7 protein-coding genes and 1 pseudogene are annotated in these 17,129 nt (G+C 68.4%); 4 read left to right on the top strand and 4 right to left on the bottom strand.

Annotated features, from left to right (window positions below):
* Nucleotides 1–23 precede the first annotated feature (23 nt).
* Together AVL48_RS08910 and AVL48_RS08905 are read right to left on the bottom strand one after the other, a co-directional pair.
* Nucleotides 24–566 (bottom strand): hypothetical protein, encoded by a 543-nt coding sequence (locus AVL48_RS08910; RefSeq protein WP_061989994.1) that lies wholly within the window; start codon nt 564–566, stop codon nt 24–26.
* A gap of 100 nt (nt 567–666) precedes the next feature.
* Nucleotides 667–1,038 carry a hypothetical protein gene (locus AVL48_RS08905; RefSeq protein WP_244162638.1) on the bottom strand — a complete coding sequence of 124 codons (372 nt, stop codon included), beginning with the start codon at nt 1,036–1,038 and terminating at the stop codon, nt 667–669.
* A gap of 333 nt (nt 1,039–1,371) precedes the next feature.
* Between AVL48_RS08905 and AVL48_RS08900 the strand changes: the two genes are divergently transcribed.
* The 4 genes from AVL48_RS08900 to AVL48_RS08885 all read left to right on the top strand — a co-directional run bounded on the left by AVL48_RS08900 (nt 1,372) and on the right by AVL48_RS08885 (nt 5,475).
* Nucleotides 1,372–2,406 carry an alcohol dehydrogenase catalytic domain-containing protein gene (locus AVL48_RS08900; RefSeq protein WP_061989996.1) on the top strand — a complete coding sequence of 345 codons (1,035 nt, stop codon included), beginning with the start codon at nt 1,372–1,374 and terminating at the stop codon, nt 2,404–2,406.
* 80 nt (nt 2,407–2,486) lie between these two features.
* Nucleotides 2,487–3,404: a nuclear transport factor 2 family protein gene (locus tag AVL48_RS08895; RefSeq protein ID WP_061989998.1), complete on the top strand. Its 918-nt coding sequence runs from the start codon at nt 2,487–2,489 to the stop codon at nt 3,402–3,404.
* 114 nt (nt 3,405–3,518) lie between these two features.
* On the top strand, nt 3,519–4,085 hold the full coding sequence (locus AVL48_RS38140) for a hypothetical protein (RefSeq protein ID WP_061990000.1): 567 nt from the start codon (nt 3,519–3,521) through the stop codon (nt 4,083–4,085).
* 49 nt (nt 4,086–4,134) lie between these two features.
* The gene (locus AVL48_RS08885; RefSeq protein ID WP_061990002.1) at nt 4,135–5,475 is read left to right on the top strand and encodes a multicopper oxidase family protein; all 1,341 of its coding nucleotides are present in this window, start codon (nt 4,135–4,137) and stop codon (nt 5,473–5,475) included.
* 22 nt (nt 5,476–5,497) lie between these two features.
* On the opposite strand, the gene AVL48_RS08880 is transcribed toward AVL48_RS08885, so the two are convergent.
* Nucleotides 5,498–6,169 carry a type VII secretion system-associated protein gene (locus AVL48_RS08880; protein WP_244162637.1) on the bottom strand — a complete coding sequence of 224 codons (672 nt, stop codon included), beginning with the start codon at nt 6,167–6,169 and terminating at the stop codon, nt 5,498–5,500.
* A pseudogene (locus AVL48_RS39490) lies at nt 6,162–17,087 on the bottom strand (hypothetical protein); the annotation flags it as partial. The gene AVL48_RS08880 and the pseudogene AVL48_RS39490, both read right to left, overlap by 8 nt.
* Nucleotides 17,088–17,129: the final 42 nt, after the last annotated feature.

Below are 17,129 nucleotides of genomic sequence, written 5' to 3'. Positions count from 1 at the left end.
GCCCGGGCAGCGACGGCCGTTTTTCAGCCGTTCCAGACGCTCTTCAGCCGCGATCCGGGATGCCAGAAGTTCCCTAATTCCCCGGTGATCCGCAGTTCTTCCTGACCACCGAGCTTTGAGGGCCAGAGTTGAAGCAGCGCTTCCGCCATCGGGATGCGCTCGATGCCGGGCTCCACGGCTTCCCGGGGCGAGGCGCGTACGTGATAGCGAAGGCGGTAGTCACCCGGGCCCGGCAGATCCAGCGGGCTCGCCAGCGTTCGCGACCAGTCCAGCAACGCGGCCAGCCCGGTCGCCGACCGGTAACCGAACTCGATGACGTCGTCGTAGGCCTCGATCACGTTTTCCGGCTCGACGGCGTACATCTGGGTCACGACCCGAACCCGCTTCACCGTCCACGGCACCTGAAGCCGCAGCTTTCCGCCCGCCGCGGTGACCATCCCGGACCAGGTGGAGATCCTGGGATTGATCAACGCGGTGTTCTCGCTGAGATAGAAGTACGGATGCTGGGCATCGAGTACGCGGTCGATGCGAGCGGGATGCGCTGCTGTGACGTCGCCGACTGACATGATCTCCTGTGTACTGTGTGCGGTTATTTCGCACAGCACGCTGGAAATGATCCGAGACTTCCGTCGACGAACGCTGCCCGAGTGAACGACCCTCCGAGCGCTAAGGAACAGGAAGGGCGAATCGGTCGAGATCGATCCCCCGCATGAGCTCGAGCGCCGAGCGCAGCGTGCGTTCGGCGGATTCGTGGTCGCAGCGTTGCGAGGCGCGGAGGGCCTCGGCCGCGTTCGAGAGGCCGACCATGAGGTCCACGCGTTCACGCGACGGCGCGTCGATGTCCTCGATGCCGGCTCCGAGGAGCCTGTCCACGTAGCGGTCGAGCCAGCGGGCCAGCTCCAGGGCGGGTATCCGCACACCCGGCGGCATGAGCGGGGCCTCCGCGTCGCCGTTGCCGCCTTCCAGGCCGGATCGCGTGTTCCCCGCGGACCAATGGCCGTACCCCTCTGAACGCACGATGCCCCGTTTCGTCGTCATGGTTGTGCACAGGCTCATTCGAGCAACCGTCGTTTCCGGCGGACTTCGCATTTTTTCGCGAGGACCGCGTGCGGACCACCGCCATTCAGCCGCATTCCCACATCGGTCGGCACCCCGGGGGACTGGAACACCGGAAAAAGCAGCAAGTTACCAGCATGGATTTCCTCCCGCGCACGACGAAGACGAGGGCGGGGAAGAACAGGCAACCATGGTGGATGAAGGGACAGCCGGTGCCGCAGACCGTTTGCCTTGTGGGGAGCCATGGTGGACGGTCTGGTGACGCGAGCCGGGTGAGCCGGATTCGACCACCACGGGCCGGAGAGAGGTGTCCTCATGAAGGCTGCCGTCCTGCACGGAAAACGTCGGCTGACCGTGGAAACGGTTCCCGACGCGGCGCTGCGACAACCCGGTGACGCTGTCGTCCGGGTCGTCGCCGCCGGTATCTGCGGCACCGATCTGCACGGCTATCGAGGACTTCCCGGCCCTGTTCAAGGCCCTCGATGCGGGCACGAGTTCGTCGGCGTGGTCGAGGATGTCGGCTTCGACGTCACCACCCTGCGCCCCGGAGTGATGGTCGTCGCGCCGTTCAATTTCGCGGACGGGACCTGTCCGACCTGCCGGATCGGATTGTTCAGCACCTGCGCCTCAGGCGGCATGTTCGGTGTGGACGGCGACGGCGGCCAGGCCGAAGCGGTCCGCGTACCGTTCGCCGACGCCAACCTGGTGGCGGTGCCGGTGGACCGCAACGATGAACGACTGCCCTCCCTGCTCGCCCTCACCGACACGATGGCGACCGGACTCCACGCCGTCCGGGCGGGCCGGGTCGGACCGGGTTCGTCGATCGCCGTCCTCGGTGACGGCCCCGTCGGGTTGTGCGCCGTGCTCGCGGCCCGGGAAGCCGGGGCCGACCGGATCATCCTGGTGGGGAGACACGAGAACCGGCTACTGAGCGGCAAGGAATTCGGTGCGACCGACACCTTCCGGGCCGTCGGAACCGAGAGCGTGGCCGAATCCGTCGATTTCGTCCGCGCGGCCACTCAAGGGATCGGCGCCGACGTGGTGGTGGAATGCGGTGGTAGCCCGCAGGCGCAGACCACGGCCTTCGCACTCTGCCGGGACGGCGGGATCGTCTGCGTGATGGGCGCCCCGCCGATCGCCGACGTCACACCGGTCTTCTTCCGCGGCATCACCCTCACCGGAGGGCTCACCCCGGTCCGCGCGTACCTTCCGGACCTCGTCGAACGAGTGCTGGCGGGAACACTGAACCCGGGTTCGATCTTCGACAGGACGGTGTCCTTGGACGACATCGAGTCCGGCTACGAGGCAATGAACGCGCGCACGGCCACCAAGGTGCTGGTGCGGCCGTAGCCGCTTCTCATCGCGTTTAGTCCACTTCTTCGACGAAAGCGAGCATTCAGATGCCACGGACTCGACGATCCCGAACCCACTTGCGCAGGATCACGGCGATCATCATCTCCATCGCGATGATCCCCGCCCTCGCCCCGTCCGCGGTCGCCGCACCAGGGCAGCGGCACCAGCCTTCGCACGGACCGATCACCACTCTCGAAGAGGCGATGAACAGAGGAATTGTCCTCGGCTTCTTCGACGCGCTGAACCGCGGGAACCTCGATCACCTCGACAAGGTGGTACGCGCCGATCTCATCCAGCACTATCCCGCGATAGCCGACGGCCGGGCCGACTTCCGCCGTTATCACGCGGACCTGCGGGACCGGCACCCGAATCTGCGGTTCTCCGTGAAGCGGACGATGGCCCAAGGTGATCTCGTCGTGGCACACAGCCACTTCCTGCCGAAAGCCGGCGATATGGGTATCGCCAAGGTCAACGTTTTTCGGCTGAGCAACGGGAAGATCGCCGAACACTGGGAAGTCAACGAAGCCGTCCAACCGCAGGGGATCGGGAACGACATGTTCTCGACACTCAGCTCGCCCCGGATTTCCTGGCCACTGCCGCTGTCCACGGAGGACGCGAGCGAACGTGTCGGACGGGCGGCCTTCGCGGAGATCATCAACCAGCCGAACGACGAAATCCGTCTGGAAGCGCTGGACCGCTATATCGGGGACAACACCTACTATCAGCATTTTCCCAATGTCCCGAATGGTAAAGCCGCGCTGCAGCAGTTCGTTCATGATGCGTTCGTTGCGCAGCCGGAATATCGGGCCAACGTCAAGACGGTCGTCGCCGAGGGTGATCTGGTGGCGGTCGTCGTCCACCTGGAGAAATTGTTCGACATCGAGAACAGCGTCAGTATCGACCTGTTCCGGGTCCGCAACGGGAAATTGCTGGAGCACTGGGCCAGCCGGGAGAACATCCCCGCGACCTCGGCCAATCCGCACACGATGTACTGAACCGTGGCCGACGTGACGCGGGCCGGGAAGTCGCCTCTCCGAGGCACGAGCATGACCTTGCCCGCGTCACCTCCGCCACCACGCGTCACCTGGCCGGTTACCCCACTCCTCCTGTTGGCGATCGCGCTCGCGGCGGTCATGGCCTGGGCGATCCGGGACTGGGCGTCCTATCTGGACATCGCACTGAGCCGGCCGTCTTCCCGTCCCGCGGGTACCGGACACCATGCCGTGGCCGGCGGGACACTCACCCCGCCTCCCGCCATCGCCGCGCGAGCGGTCCCCAATCTCCTCGGAATCACGCTGCTCGCCGCGCACGTGACGGCGGCGAACGTACTGCTCGCGGCCGCGGCCGCCCGACGGTGGGTGTCGGGACGCATCGCGGCCACGCTGGTCTTCGCGACCGTGTGCGCCGTTTCCACCGCTTCGGCCACGATCCCGTTGGCGAAACTCACCGTGGGCGACGCCATTTCCCCCGGCAACACGCTGTCCGCCGCGATCACCGTCTTGCAGTACTCCTTCGTACTCGCGCTCGTTGTCGCGGCCACCCTGCACCCGAGGCCAGTTCCCTCTCCCCCTGAAGGTGATCGACGTGTTGAGCAGAAGAGACGCGATCAAACTCGGTTCCGCGGCCGGTGCGGCGCTGATCTTTCCGACGAAACAGCTGGCATCCGCGCTCTCTGACGATCCGTCGGAGCTACCGCCCTTCTCGGTGCCGCTTTCCCTTCCTCCCGTGCTGAAACCCACCCGGCGCACGGGGGACACGGACTTCTACGACATGCGGATCGCGGAGTCCGAGCACGAGATCCTGCCGGGCATACGGACCAGGGCCCTCACCTTCAACGGAGGCTTTCCCGGCCCCACGCTCCGCGCCCATCGTGGTCGCGCCGTGGTGATCAGGCAGGTCAACGACATGGCATCCCCGGCGACGGTGCATTTGCACGGCGCGAACGTGCCGGCGTCGAGTGACGGGCACCCGATGGACCCCATCGCACCCGGACAATCCAGGGTGTACCGATATCCGAACGACCAGCCGGCCGCCACACTCTGGTACCACGACCACACCCATCACCTTGAAGGAGAACAGGTCTATCGAGGGCTTTCCGGCGCCTACCTCTTGTCCGACCCGGTGGACGCGCTCCTTCCCTTCCCCAGCGGCGAATTCGACGTTCCGTTGCTGCTCAGGGACGCGAAACTGAACGGCGACGGACAGCTCGTCTTCGTGAACGACGACTTCATGAACCGGCCGACGATCCTCGTCAACGGCCGTCCTCAGCCCTACTTCGAGGTCAAACGGCGGTTGTACCGTCTCAGGTTGATCAACGTCTCGAATCTCGAGGTGTTCAAGTTCCAGCTCTCCAACGGAGCGCGGTTCCTGCAAATCGCGTCGGACGGCGGTTTCCTGCGTGTGCCGGCGGTACGGCAGGAGATCGACCTGTGGCCGGCGGAGCGCGCCGAGGTGCTGGTGGATTTCCGGTCGGTGCCGGCGGGAACCGCCATCGCGCTGCAGAACGTCGTCGCCCTGTCCGAAAACAAGCGTGACATCCTGCAGTTCCGGATCGGCGGCGGCGCGTCGTCGTCCAAGCCGGAACTCGCCATCCCTGGTTGGACAGGTGTACGGCCGCCTTCGGCGCAGGCCGGGATCCCGGGCTGGCCGACCAGGAACCCACCTCGAGAGCGCGTGGCGAGAAGGCGGCGTTTCGTCCTGCGCTTCGATCCCGCCACCGGCGAATTCCTGATCAATGACCAGGGTTTCGACCCGAATCGCGTGGACGCGAGAATCGACCACGGCGCTACCGAGATCTGGGAGATCGTGAACGGTGACGCCGCCTTCGGTATCACGCACACCATGCACCTGCATCTCGTGCAGTTCAGGGTGCTGGATCGGAACGGGAAGCCGGAGCCCGGCCACGACGCCTATCCGAAGGACACCGTACGGCTGAACCCCGGGGACGTCGTCCGCATCGAGGCGACGCTCGATACCCATACCGGCCGCTATCCGTTCCACTGCCACTTCCTCGACCATGCGACGCACTCGATGATGGGTCAGTTCGAGGTCGTGCCGCGCGGGTGAGTCACCTGACCTCGCTTGAGCGCTATTCGGACTTGGGCGTGTCCGGGCGTGACTCGGGAGACTTGGGGACGGCCGCCGCACCGGGCTCCCACCTCACCACGCGCAGGCCCGACGCGTCCTGATTGCTCTTCGCGTAAAGCCCCGCGACCTGCTCGTCGTCCATCTCCAGCGTCTCGCGCATGAACTCACCTGTCAGCCGTACCGCGGCGGGACCCGCCGGGTTGAACAGGACGTCGACCTGGTCGGTGAGCAGTTCGACCAGCTCTCCGAGGTCGATCCGCCGCCAGTCCGGCGACGCGAGCCGACGGCGGTGGGGTTCACCGGTGGCCACGATGACGCAGAGGATGTCGTCCGGGGATTTGGAGATCAAGGGGTTGCCGTCGCCGTTCATCGCGATGTCGAACAGCGTGTCGCGCAGCATCAGCTGGATGTGCTCGGCCTCCGCCCGGCCTTGCAGGACCAGGCGCAGCACGGCGTCCAGCGGATCCGATGGCGAGTTCTCGTCGGTCGGCGTGTAGTCCGGGTTCGCCCTGAACTTGCCGAGCTTCCCTTCCTCTTCCACCGGCCACAGGCCGACCACCGCCTCGATCGGCGGAGGGTCGTTCTCCGAGGCCGGGCGCCAAGCGGGGTCCATCAGCAGGAACCAGTTCTCCAGCGGACCGTCCGCTCGCGTGCCGTCCGTGGTCTCAGTCATCGTGACCATGATCCTCCTTCGTTGTCGGGTCTGCCTCCCGGCGGAGCGGCAACCAGGCCGGCCGGGTCAGTTCCGCTCGGTGGGTGAATTCGCCGGGAGCCGGCGAGGTGGGCGGGTCCTCGGAGAGGTGCAGAAACTCGGCCGCCAAGGGCGGGAGCACGACACGCCGGGGCACGCCCGCCTCGTCGACCGACCGCAGCGTGACGGTGCGGACCTGGGTGGCCAGGCCGGGATCCGCCGCGAGGAAGGCGATCACCGTGTTCCACACCTCGTCGGCCTCCGGGGAGTCCTCCACGAGTGCGGCCACGGCGGCCAAATCGAGGTGGCCAGGGTGGTCGCGGAGCCCGTCGAGAAGTCCCTGGAGCACCTGCCCGCTCAAGTCGGCAGGCGAGCCGGGGCCGGTGGAGAAGATCACCGCACCGAGTGCCTGCGGCGCGCCGTCGAGGACGCTCACCTGCGGGCTGATCGCGCGTTTCTTCGACGGAGGGCCGGACTCCTCCATCGATAGGTCTTCGTCGGAGTCGTGGGACCGCCGGGGGGCTTCAGGCACCGGGGCCGGGTCATCGGCGGGCAACGTCTGCTCCGCGGTGAGGCCGGTCCTGCCGGGTTTCTGCTCGATGAGCAGTTCCGGCATGCCGGGACGAAGTCCGGGGCCACGGCCGCCCGCCCGACCGTCCACCTCGGATTCCGGTGTCGTGTCCCGGCTGTCCACGGGTTCCTCCGGCAGCCGGACCCGCTTGGCCGAGGGGGCCGCCGCCATCTGCTCGGCCCGCCGTTTCATGCTGAGCCGCTGCCCTTCCGTTCGCCGGGTCAGGAGATCCAGGGCGAAGTCGGTCATCACCTCGCTGGGGATCGGAGTGCGCCAATCCGGGCCGGCGGGCTCGATGCCCCTGCCCGCGGGGGCGGACATCGTCACCGGGGTCAGGGCGTCACCGAGGAACTCCAGCTGGGCACCGGCACGCCGGTGCAGGAGCGCGGCTACTTCTTCCGGGAGGGAGATCGCGGTCATCGAGCCGTTCACGAACCGCTCGACGGTGGCGGTGCGCACTTCCTTACGGAGGGCGGGCACGCTCGCCAGGAATTCCAAAGCGGCGGTCCACACCACGTCCGGGGTGGTGTGCTGGAACACCAGGTCGGCCACGTCGGTCAGGAACAGGTCACCTTGCCGGTTGCGCAGTTGGCGGATCAGCGACTGCACCACCTTCTCCGTCAGCAGCGCGGTGCCATCGATGTCCTCGGCGGTGACGCGTGGACGGGTCGGCTCGGTCGACGAACCCGGTGCCCAACTCTGGCTGGAGCGCAGGCCGATACCGGACATCAGCGGGAGTACTTTCAGTCCGAGTCGTTCCCGGAGTTTGAAGAAGGTGTCCGGTCCGGTTCGCTGCAGCACTGAATTCCGCCGGAGCCTGCCTTGCGGGGTCGCGTAGAACTCCTTGCTCGCGGTGGCCAACATCGCCGGGAAGATCTCGAGCTGGGTCTGGTCGTAGTTCTGTTCGAGCTGAACCAGATAGAGCCACGCCAACGGGTGCCCCTTGGCCATCGCGAGGGGACTGTTGTTGCTCAGCACTCTGGAATCGCCGACCCGGATCCCGCCGAAGGCATAGCCCTCGGGTGACTCGTGGACGTTGAGCAGTACGTCCGGGTCATGCAGGATGTCGTCGCCGTCCATGTACAGGCCACCGAAGCGGGCCTCGATGTACACCCTGAGCGTGTCGGATGCCGCCGCGTATCCACGTCCGGTGCCCTTTGTCAGCTCCGCTCGGTAGAACGGGTCGAGCCGCATCGGTGCCTCGGCGTTGAAGACCTCGTCGACGTTGACCAGGTGGATGTCGTTCTCTCGCGCCCACTTCACCATCTCGCGCACGTCGGCGAGGGAAGCGTCGGACTCGTTCCGGACCGCGGCTTCGATCCGTTTCCGCGGCACGTCCGTCCACAGCACCGCCCGGCCGCCGAGCGTCTTCGCCGAATCGGCGAAGCGTTGCTGGAAAAGACCCGTGGTGCCGTCCGCGGCCAGCGGGCCGCCGAGCCAGATCCCGTGGAGGAGCCGCGGCGTCTCCCGTCGGGCGGGCAGCGCGCTCACCTGGATGCCCACGGAGTCCCAGTACTGCAACTCCTTGTCCGTCCAGTCCGAGACGAACACATCCTGCTCGGCCGCCGCGAGCGCGTCGTACGTCAGCGTTTCCGCTTCGGGGAACGGCTTCGTCATGTCCAGGCGCTGCAGCAGAGTCATGCCCTCCGCCGCGCTCAGCTCGTCGTAGTCCAGACCACGCAGCGCTTGTGGCGCCTCGGGGGTCCGGCCGAGACCGAACAGATCGGGACCGAGCATCTTGTGGTACTCGCGTTGACCGCCGGTGAAGGCGGCTTCCGCCATCCGCTCGAGCCGGGCCCGGATTTCCGCGACGGCGACAGGATCGCTGCGCCGGCCGGCGACGACACCTGGCAGCGGCTGGACAGGCTCATCCGACGGCGCGGCGAAGACCACGGATCCCTCCGCGGGCTCGGCGCCATCGGGCAACGGCCGCACCGTTCCGTCCCGCCGTACCTCCACGCGGGTGTCGAAACCGTGTACATCGCCCCGGAGACCGGCATCGTGGAGCAGTTCGGCGAGCGCGACGATCCGGTTTCCGTACCGCGGGCTGCTCACCCAACAGCTGAGGAACACCAGAGACGACCGTTGCCGCCAGCTCGCGTCTCCCGGCGATTCGACGCTCGAGAGCAGTCGCACCACCGCACGCTCGTCCAGCGACACGATCCGTCCGTTCCTGGCGCGGACCGAGAAGCCGTTCTCCCCATGGTGCAGCGGAACGCTGAACTCTCCCTCCACCACGGCGCGGTTCTCGAACGCTTCCCGCAGCACGCCCCGCTCCTGGTCCGAAAGCGGGAAGCCCACGCCCACCACCACGCCGGAGCGCGAACGCAGAGGAACGAAGTCCACTTCGGACAGATCGACATCCGGTGTCAGCGTGCTTTCCGGTCGTGGCGCGGACCGAGGCTCCGACGACGTCTCGGCGTAGGACCTCGCGACGGTGAACATGTTCCGCAGCGCGTGGTGGGCGTCGTCCAGCACAGGACGTCGCCGGGCCGCGGCTCCCAGCGTGTCGTGGATCCCCGGCTTGTCGAGTAGCGCGAGCATCTGGGCACGTTCCCCCGCGGCGCCGGGCTGATCCCCGTCGAGGAACGCGTGATAGGCGAGCGCGCTCAACATGAGGTCGTGCAACGGGAACCGGCGCGCGAGTTCGTCCGGCGTCAGCCCCTCCGGCGGCAGGACCAGGGACAGCAGTCGCGTCCGCAGCGCGACGATCTCGTTGCGCGGGAGCTGGGTGAGCAGGTCGGCCATCTGCTCCACCTGGTAGGGCAACACCTCCTGCGTGCCGTCGTCGAATTCGGCCATGCTGTCCTCGTAAGCCGGGGGTTCATCGGCGACGGGATGCGCGGTGTAGCCCGGTGCGCCGTCGGAGTGCCGCGTGGCCCCCGAATCCTGTGTTTCGTCGTAGGTCGGCAGATCCTCTTCCCGCAGGTCCTCGCTGTAGAACCCACGGCCCGGCTCGGGGAACTGTCCGAACGGCGTTTCCGGTGTGGCGTCCCGCAGATGACGACTGCTCAGCCGGACGGCTTCGGCCGCCTGCCGCACGTCACCCAGTTCGGTCCAGGCGTAGGTCGGGTGCTCCTCGTGGAGAAGCAGGTCGGTCAGCATCGTCGTGATGCCCTCGTGGAAAGCCCGCCGGATCCGCTCGGGTGCCCCGCCGGGCACCGTCGGCGGCAACGCACCCAGCAGGTCCTCGGCTTCCTGCCGACGCAACTGCTCTCGCCACCGCAGTTGCTCCTGCCACCGTTCCCGCCCTTCCGGGGGTTGGTCACCCGGAAGGGCGTCCTGCCGCCTTTCGTCCAACCGCGCCCTGGCCTGGTCGATCCGATTCCGGAACTGCGCCAGCTGCGTTTCGGCCCACGCGGCGAGGTCGTCGAAGGTACGAAGCCGCTCGAACCCGGCCCGTAGTTCCGAGGTCAGGCCCTCGGCGTTCGCGTCCCGTGACAAAGCCGAGGCCACCGCATCGACCATGGACCGCCACAACCCCTGCTGCTCGGCGGCATCGGGCCCGTAGCCGACCCTCGGAGCGGGACGGTCGCCGAGCAACGCCGCCGCCTCTTCGCGGAACGACGACACCGGCCGGTGCTCGAGGGACAGGTGAGCCTCGAACTCGGCCACCGCCGCGGACAACCGGCCCGGCTCCGGGGCCGACCCGTCTTCGCGATGGGGCTCGCTCAGCCACTCGATCGGCCCCCGGGTGTCCGCTTCATAGCGTCTGTCGGCCGTCCATATCGGCAAGAACTCGGCCGAGTAGGTGCTGTCGTCGTCACCGACCGGCTCGTCCGAATCCGGCGACGACCGGTCTTCACCCACCAGTTCGGTCGATGGGGTGCCGGACCGCTGAAAGCCCTGTCCGGAGCCGGACGCCTCGACGACGACCGGCGGCGCGGGCGTGGCTGCCGTGACCGAGGCGGGTAACCGGGTCAGGGCCAACGGCACGCCGGTGTAGTGCGTACGGACGCTGGACAGCTCTCGCAACGACTCGGCACTCTCTCGCAGCGGCGCGACGTCCGGATGGTCCCAGGCCGCGCGAGGCGACGCGCCCGCCGAGATCAGCTCCGTCAGCAGTGCCGAGAGTGCGTCGTGGACGAGCTGCCGGGCGGTGGTGTCCGTGCCCGCCGCCGCGCGGGGCAGGCCGCCGATCAGGGATTCGACCGTCTGCCGCGCGGACGCCACCGCCCGCGGCGCGGCCTGCTCGCGCTGCCGCACCCGTTCGACGGCTTCACCGACCCGCTCTTCCCACCGCTCCCACACCCGCCGTGCCTTCGACCGCGTTTCGGTCGGGGCCGGCTCGGTCACCTGCCCGGTGGCCGCTTCGTTCGCGCCGCCGGACCGGACCGGCCCCAAGATCTCCATCGCGGTCCGCGTGTAGTGCGCGCTTTCCGCCGGACCGCGCAACATCTCCAGGTCTCCGCGCAGCCGGACCACGTCCGGTCGGTGCCAGGCGACCCGGGGATCGACTCCCCCGGCGATGTGCTCGGTGAGAATCGACACCAGGCCGTCGTGCAGGGTCCGACGTGACCACTCGTCCGCGGTGGGCAACGCGGACGGCAGTCCGCCCGTCAAGCGTTCGGCCTCGGCTCGCGCCTGTTCGACCGGCACCACCGACGGCACGGAACCTTCCTCCCGCTCCTCCACGCGTGCGGAGGCATCCCAGATCGCCCTCTCCCACTTGCCCATCGTGTGCTGTTCCAGCATTTCCAGTGCGGTCCTGCGGTAATGCGCGGACTCCGCCTCGCCACGCAGCGACTCCAGATCTTCGCGCAAGCGCGAAACATCGGCGTCCTCCCAGGCGTCCGCACGGCTCACGCCACCGGCGATGAGATCGGTCAGCATCGAGACGAGACCGTCGTGCAAGGTCTGGCGCGTCTCCTCGTCCACGATGCCCGCCCCGGACGGCAACTCCCCCGCCCACTCCTCGGCCTCGGCCCGCGCCTGCTCGACCGCACCCGCGGTTTCCGCCGACTCCTCCAGGTCCTCGAGCCGCCCCGACGCCTCCATGATCGGTGCCAGCCACCTGTCCAGCGCCTGCTCGGCAGCCGCGGCCGAGTCGGGAGAAGCCTCGGGTTCGGGTGCCCGCCCCCGGATCTCCTCCGCGCTCAGCGTGTAGTGCGCCTCCTCCACCGGGCCGCGCAACGCTTCGAGCTCGTCCCGTAATCGCGCGACACGCGCTTCCTCCCAAGCGGCCTCGGGAGTCGTCCCGTCGGCGATCAGATCGACGACCATCGACGTCAGGCCGTCATGCAGGAACTGAAAGGTGTCTTCATCCACGGCGGAAAGCACGGACGGCAGCGCGCGTACCAGCCTCTCCGCTTCGACTCGCGCCTGCTCGACCGGTACCGCTGACGGAAGTGCGCCTTCCGCTCGTTCGGCGACCCGATCGGACACTTCCAGAAGCGGCTCCGACCAGACGGCCAAGGCCGTATCGGCCGGTTCGGCATCGTCGGGTATCGCCGTCTCCGGCAGCAAACTGTCCACTTCGGATCGTTCGCCGTCGGGAACAACGCTGTCGGCGTCCTCCGGTAGTTCCTGGATCGTTTCGGGCAGGTGTGTGTGCAGGTCGTCGAAGGGGAAACGCCAGAGCGCGGACGTCTCGAGCGAAGACTCGTGCGTGGGGAAGAAAGCGCCGGCGTATCCACCGGTGGATCGACGGACCGGCACCTGGAGCAGACCGTCGTCGCCACCGAACCGCCTTCCGGGCGAGAGATGCCGCCCACCGTGCCAGCGGGTTTCGGGACTGTCACTGCGCGGTGTCTCACGTCCTCTCGACGACGTACGGCTGGAGGTGCGATGCCGGGTCAGCTCGGGCTCACTCGCCGTACGGCGCAGGTCGAAGGGAGAGATCTCCCCGACTGACGAGGCGATACTCGACCGCCTCCCTACCCGGGGATGGGCGGAGATGGAAACGACGTCCGATTGTGCCGTGCCGACCCGGGGCACCGACGTTTCGCCGAGGTCGGGGGCGGCCGGTTCTCCTGCCGACGCCGCGCTCCCCGTCGTGGCCGCCCTCGCGTCGTCGGCGGTGTCGGCCGGGAAGAACTCCGCGTTGGCGTAAGCATGTCCGGAGGTCGCCCACTTCACGAACTCGTCCGGGGTGAGCAGGGCCGGGTACGCGTCCTTCGGATCGTTCAGGAAGAACACCCGGCGGCCGTCCACCGTGGTGGCCCGCACATGGACCGCGTGGTGCGGAAGGGACAGCACAGCACCACCGGTCTCCGCCACTCGCGCCCAGAACGCCGTCCGTCCGTCCTCTGTCCGCAGCCCCTCGGCCAAGGAGATGTCGGGCCGCGTGCCGTCGGCCGCCGTGGCGGAGCCGACCGGTGTGACGTCCGTGTCCGGCGCGAGCCGACGGCGCATCCTCTCCACATAGGACTTGTGGTCGACCCGGCCTCGGCGACGGCTTCCCCGGTCCACGATCAGCGGCGACACCAGCATCCTGCTCATCCGGCTGTCACACAGCACGTTCCGGGTGAGCACCGGCACCTGGTCGACGTTCAGCTCGGCGGCGGCGAGTTTCTGCATGGACCGGGCCCAGCGCGCGGTCAGCTGACGCCATTCCCGCCGCACCGCGCGGTCGGCCTGGTCGGCGCCCACCAGGCGCAGCGCGCGCTGCTCGAGTCCGGAGAACTCGGCCCGGGCCTCGGCGACCCGCTTCCGGACCATCTCCTCCATGGTCCGGCCGAACGGCCGGTCGGGTTCGGCCCGGCTCTCGGCACTCGCCTGGCCGAGGCCGTGTTCGGTCGCGTCCGCCACGGCACCGCCCACCTGCAGCAGTCCCGCCAGCGTGGGCACCCTGCCGCGGACGCTCGTGTCGACGGCGGCCGTGGCGGCCGTGTTGAGGAAGTACTGCTCCTCGTTCCCGGCGGCGGCGAACAAGGCTTCCGTCAGCGCCGCCGGATTCTTCGACAGTGCGGTGAACAGTGGATCCGCGCTGAGGGCGATCCGGGCGTCGACGCTGAGGTTCACCAGCCCCAGGGCGGCGAGGCGTACGGGTAGCGCGGCGTCGGCGGGGACGACCAGGCCGGGCAAGGACGATGTTCCCGACGTGAGGGGGTCCGCGCCGCTCGCGATGCCGACGTTCAACTCGTCGAGCAGCTGCGTGAGCCGGGCGGGCGTCACCGGCTGAACGGCCCTCCTGTCCACCTCGACACCGCCATGGGAACGCTTCGGCGGACGGGCCTGTTCTCGAGTGGGCACGAGAGAAGCGGCCAGCAGCGCTTCGTTGACGAGAGCGCGGACACGTGCCCTGCCGATTTCGGGTAACGCGGCGAGCGAACGATCGAGTGCGATCAACCGTTCCCTGGTGCCTTCGGGCAGGGCATGGTGCTCCAGTGCGCCTTCGCCGGCCAGCGCGGTGTACTCGGCGAGCCTGGCCCGCAGCTCGGATCGGGGAAGCTCCAGTTCGGGCAGCCCGTGAACGGCACGGTCGTACCCGGTCGCGGCCTGTCGCTCGGGGGTGTTCGGAGCGTCGTCGAAGGCGACCTCGACGGTGACCCGGTGCCGGTCCGCCGAGGCCTGATCCGACGGCAAGCGGCCGGTTTCGACGCTGAGTTCGACATCCCGCACGCCGACGGTCCGGTTGTCCCCCTGGAGTGCGGTGAGTTCTTCGGCCAGTACCTCGCGGAAGTGATCGCGCACCTGGCCTGCCCGCCGCTGGGCGGTCGTGCCACGCGATCCGGGGAAGAAGCCGTTCCCGCCATACCCGGTGATCCTCACCTTGACCGGCCCCAGCCCGAGGTCTCCTCGAAGCACCGCCGCGCGGGCCACATCGCGCGCGACCGCGCGGACACCGGCGAGGGCGTCCCTGTCCGCGGTCGACCGGCCCGGCGCGAACGGCACCTTCGCCGAAGGGATCTCGCCGAGCCCGCCGAGGGCCGTCGTCACCAGCGGGTTGAGACCCGGGGCTTTGGCATCCGGAGCATAGGACAACGCCTGCTGGTCGAAGAAGGTCTCGCCCGGTTCCCGGGTGTACATCCGGAAGAACCACCGGTCCGGGCCCGGCAGGATGTCGAGTTCGGCGGCCATCGCCTGCCAGGCTCGGTGCCGGGCCGAGGGTTCGGCACGGTCGTACCCGGTCCTCGCGATCTCGGAAAGGGCTTCGGCGAGTTCTCGATGACGGCCCAGCCGGGTCACCTCGGCGTCGTCTCCGGCCGCCCGCGCCCGCTCCATCCGCTTCGCCAGCTCCGAGGAGAGGTTCCCGAGTTCCGCGTGGTGGTGCACCAGGTTACGCTCGATCGCCTCCCGGACGGCGGCGTCCTGCTCGGTGGTGTGCGGGCGGTTTTCCAGCGTGATCTGCGCGCGGCCGTCGGTGCTCTCCGCGATCACGGTGGCGAAGTGGTACCCCGCCGGACGCCGCATCCCGGCCCGGTCCGTGTAGTCGGGACGGCCGTCCGCACCTTCACCCGGAATCGAGGACCGCACGTACATCTGCCCGGGTTTCGCCCACGCGAACTGGTTGACCCCCATCCGCCGGGCGGCTTCGTCGAGCCGTGCCCGCTGCTGGTCCACCCCGGGAGCGTGGTCCAACATCCGCCCGTAGCGGTGGCCGGGGAGCGGGCGGTCCGGGGAGCCACCGGTGTCACGCCGGTCCCGCGCGACGATCTCCGCCGCGCGACTCGTGTCCACTGTGGATGGATCGCCGTGCTCGACGATTTCGGAAAGTCCCTCGGCGAGGTTGAAGGTGCCGCTGACCTCCGTACCGTCGTCGGTGCCGACCCGGGCCGTCGCCGTCCGGCCACCAGGCGCCTCGAACAGCAGTGTGTCGGGCGTGGCTCCGTGGACGATCCCGGCGAAGCCACGGGAATCGTCGGTGAGCCGCTCGGGCATCCGGGGTACCACCCGGTGCAGCACCTGCTGACGGCCGTGGTCGTCGAGCACGAGCCGGGAATCCCGCACCTCCAGCCCGATGCCGGTCCTGGTGCGCCGCAACGCTTCACGTGCCCGGTCCAGCACCTCGTCGGTGGCGAAGAACTCCCGCGCTTCGAGCACACCGCCGCCGTCGTCCACCGAGCGGGCTCCGTTGATGCCCAGTGTGCTGTCGGTCGCGGCCCGCAGAGGCGGCCGGTACGCCGTCCTGGTACCGGTGCCCGGACGGCCGAAAGCCGGAAACGCGCCGTCTGCGCGGCGTTCCGCCTGCCACGGCCTGAGGGACTCGAAATGCTCCGTGCCCACCGGCTCGGGCCGATAGGCGGAGGTCAGGTTCGGCCGGGGGGCGGGAGCCGCGGTCGGCATGCTCGAAGGGCGGCGTTCACTTTGATCGTCACCGAGGTGGACCAGGGTAGGCGGCAGGCCGGGTCCGAAGCGGACGAGTGGCACGATCCGATGTTGCTCGTCGATGTCGTCGCGGATCTTGCGCTGGAACTCCGTCTCCGGCTCCCAGTACTTGAGCGCGCCGTGCTCGACACCCATCTCACGCCCGGTGAGCAGGTACACCATCCGCTCGTAGTCGGCTTCGTGCAGACTCGACCCGTCCTCGGGCAGCCGGATGTCGTACACGTCGTTGTCGCCGGTGACGTTGCGGAAGCCCTCGCCCTTGCGTTCCTGGACCACGCCGTCGACGACCCGGAACCGGCCGGACTCTTCCAGCCCGCGCATGGACTCGGCGAGCTGCGTGTACTCCGCCGAACGATCTTCGTATCTCTTCAGTACCCGTTCACGGAGATCCTGCGGCACGTTGGCGAGATCCGGCCGCAGCGGCTCGAAGTAGGCCACCAGGCCGATGCGCTCCCGCCGCATCCCCAGGTGGACGTCGAGCTCGTTGAGCGTCTTGGCCTTGAGCTCCAACGGTTTGGGCACCGCGCCCCGGGCTCGCCAGCCGACGGAGGCGGGGTTGGCCGGGCGGACATCGAACACCACTCCGAACCGGTCGGCCATCTTCTGGAAGCGGCGCTGGTCCTGTCGCGGAATTCCGTACTGTGTTTCGAGCACCGCCTCACTGACGAAGTCCGAGTGCGCGGACTGGAGGGAAACCCAGCTGTTCTGCCGCAGCCGCACCGGCGGTGTCGCGGTCGACACTTGCTCGTCGAGTTCGTCGAAGAGCTCTTCGATGAAGCGGGCCGCTTCGCTTTCGATTTCGGGCAGCGTCGGTGGTTCGTCGGTGACGCGTTCGGAGTCGGCGAGCGAACTCGTCTCCGATTCGGCACGGATCTCCGGAGCCGGCCTGCCGTCGATCGCGGCGAGCACGTCCTCGGTGAACATTTGCGCGTCCTGGTCGACGTCCGGCAGGCTCCTGTAGTCGGCGAGCCTGACCGAGTCTTTCGGAGAGGAAGCACTGTCGGGGACACGGACGGTGCCGTCCCGGAGGATCTCCACCGGCGTCGCCGGTCCGCTCACGTCGCCGTGGTAGTCCTTGTCCCGCAACAGCTTCCGCAAACC

The sequence above is a fragment of the Amycolatopsis regifaucium genome, assembly GCF_001613935.1.
GTDB classification, from domain to species: domain Bacteria; phylum Actinomycetota; class Actinomycetes; order Mycobacteriales; family Pseudonocardiaceae; genus Amycolatopsis; species Amycolatopsis regifaucium.
Note: the sequence above shows the minus strand (reverse complement) of the source record. Positions and strands in the feature narration are given on the sequence as shown.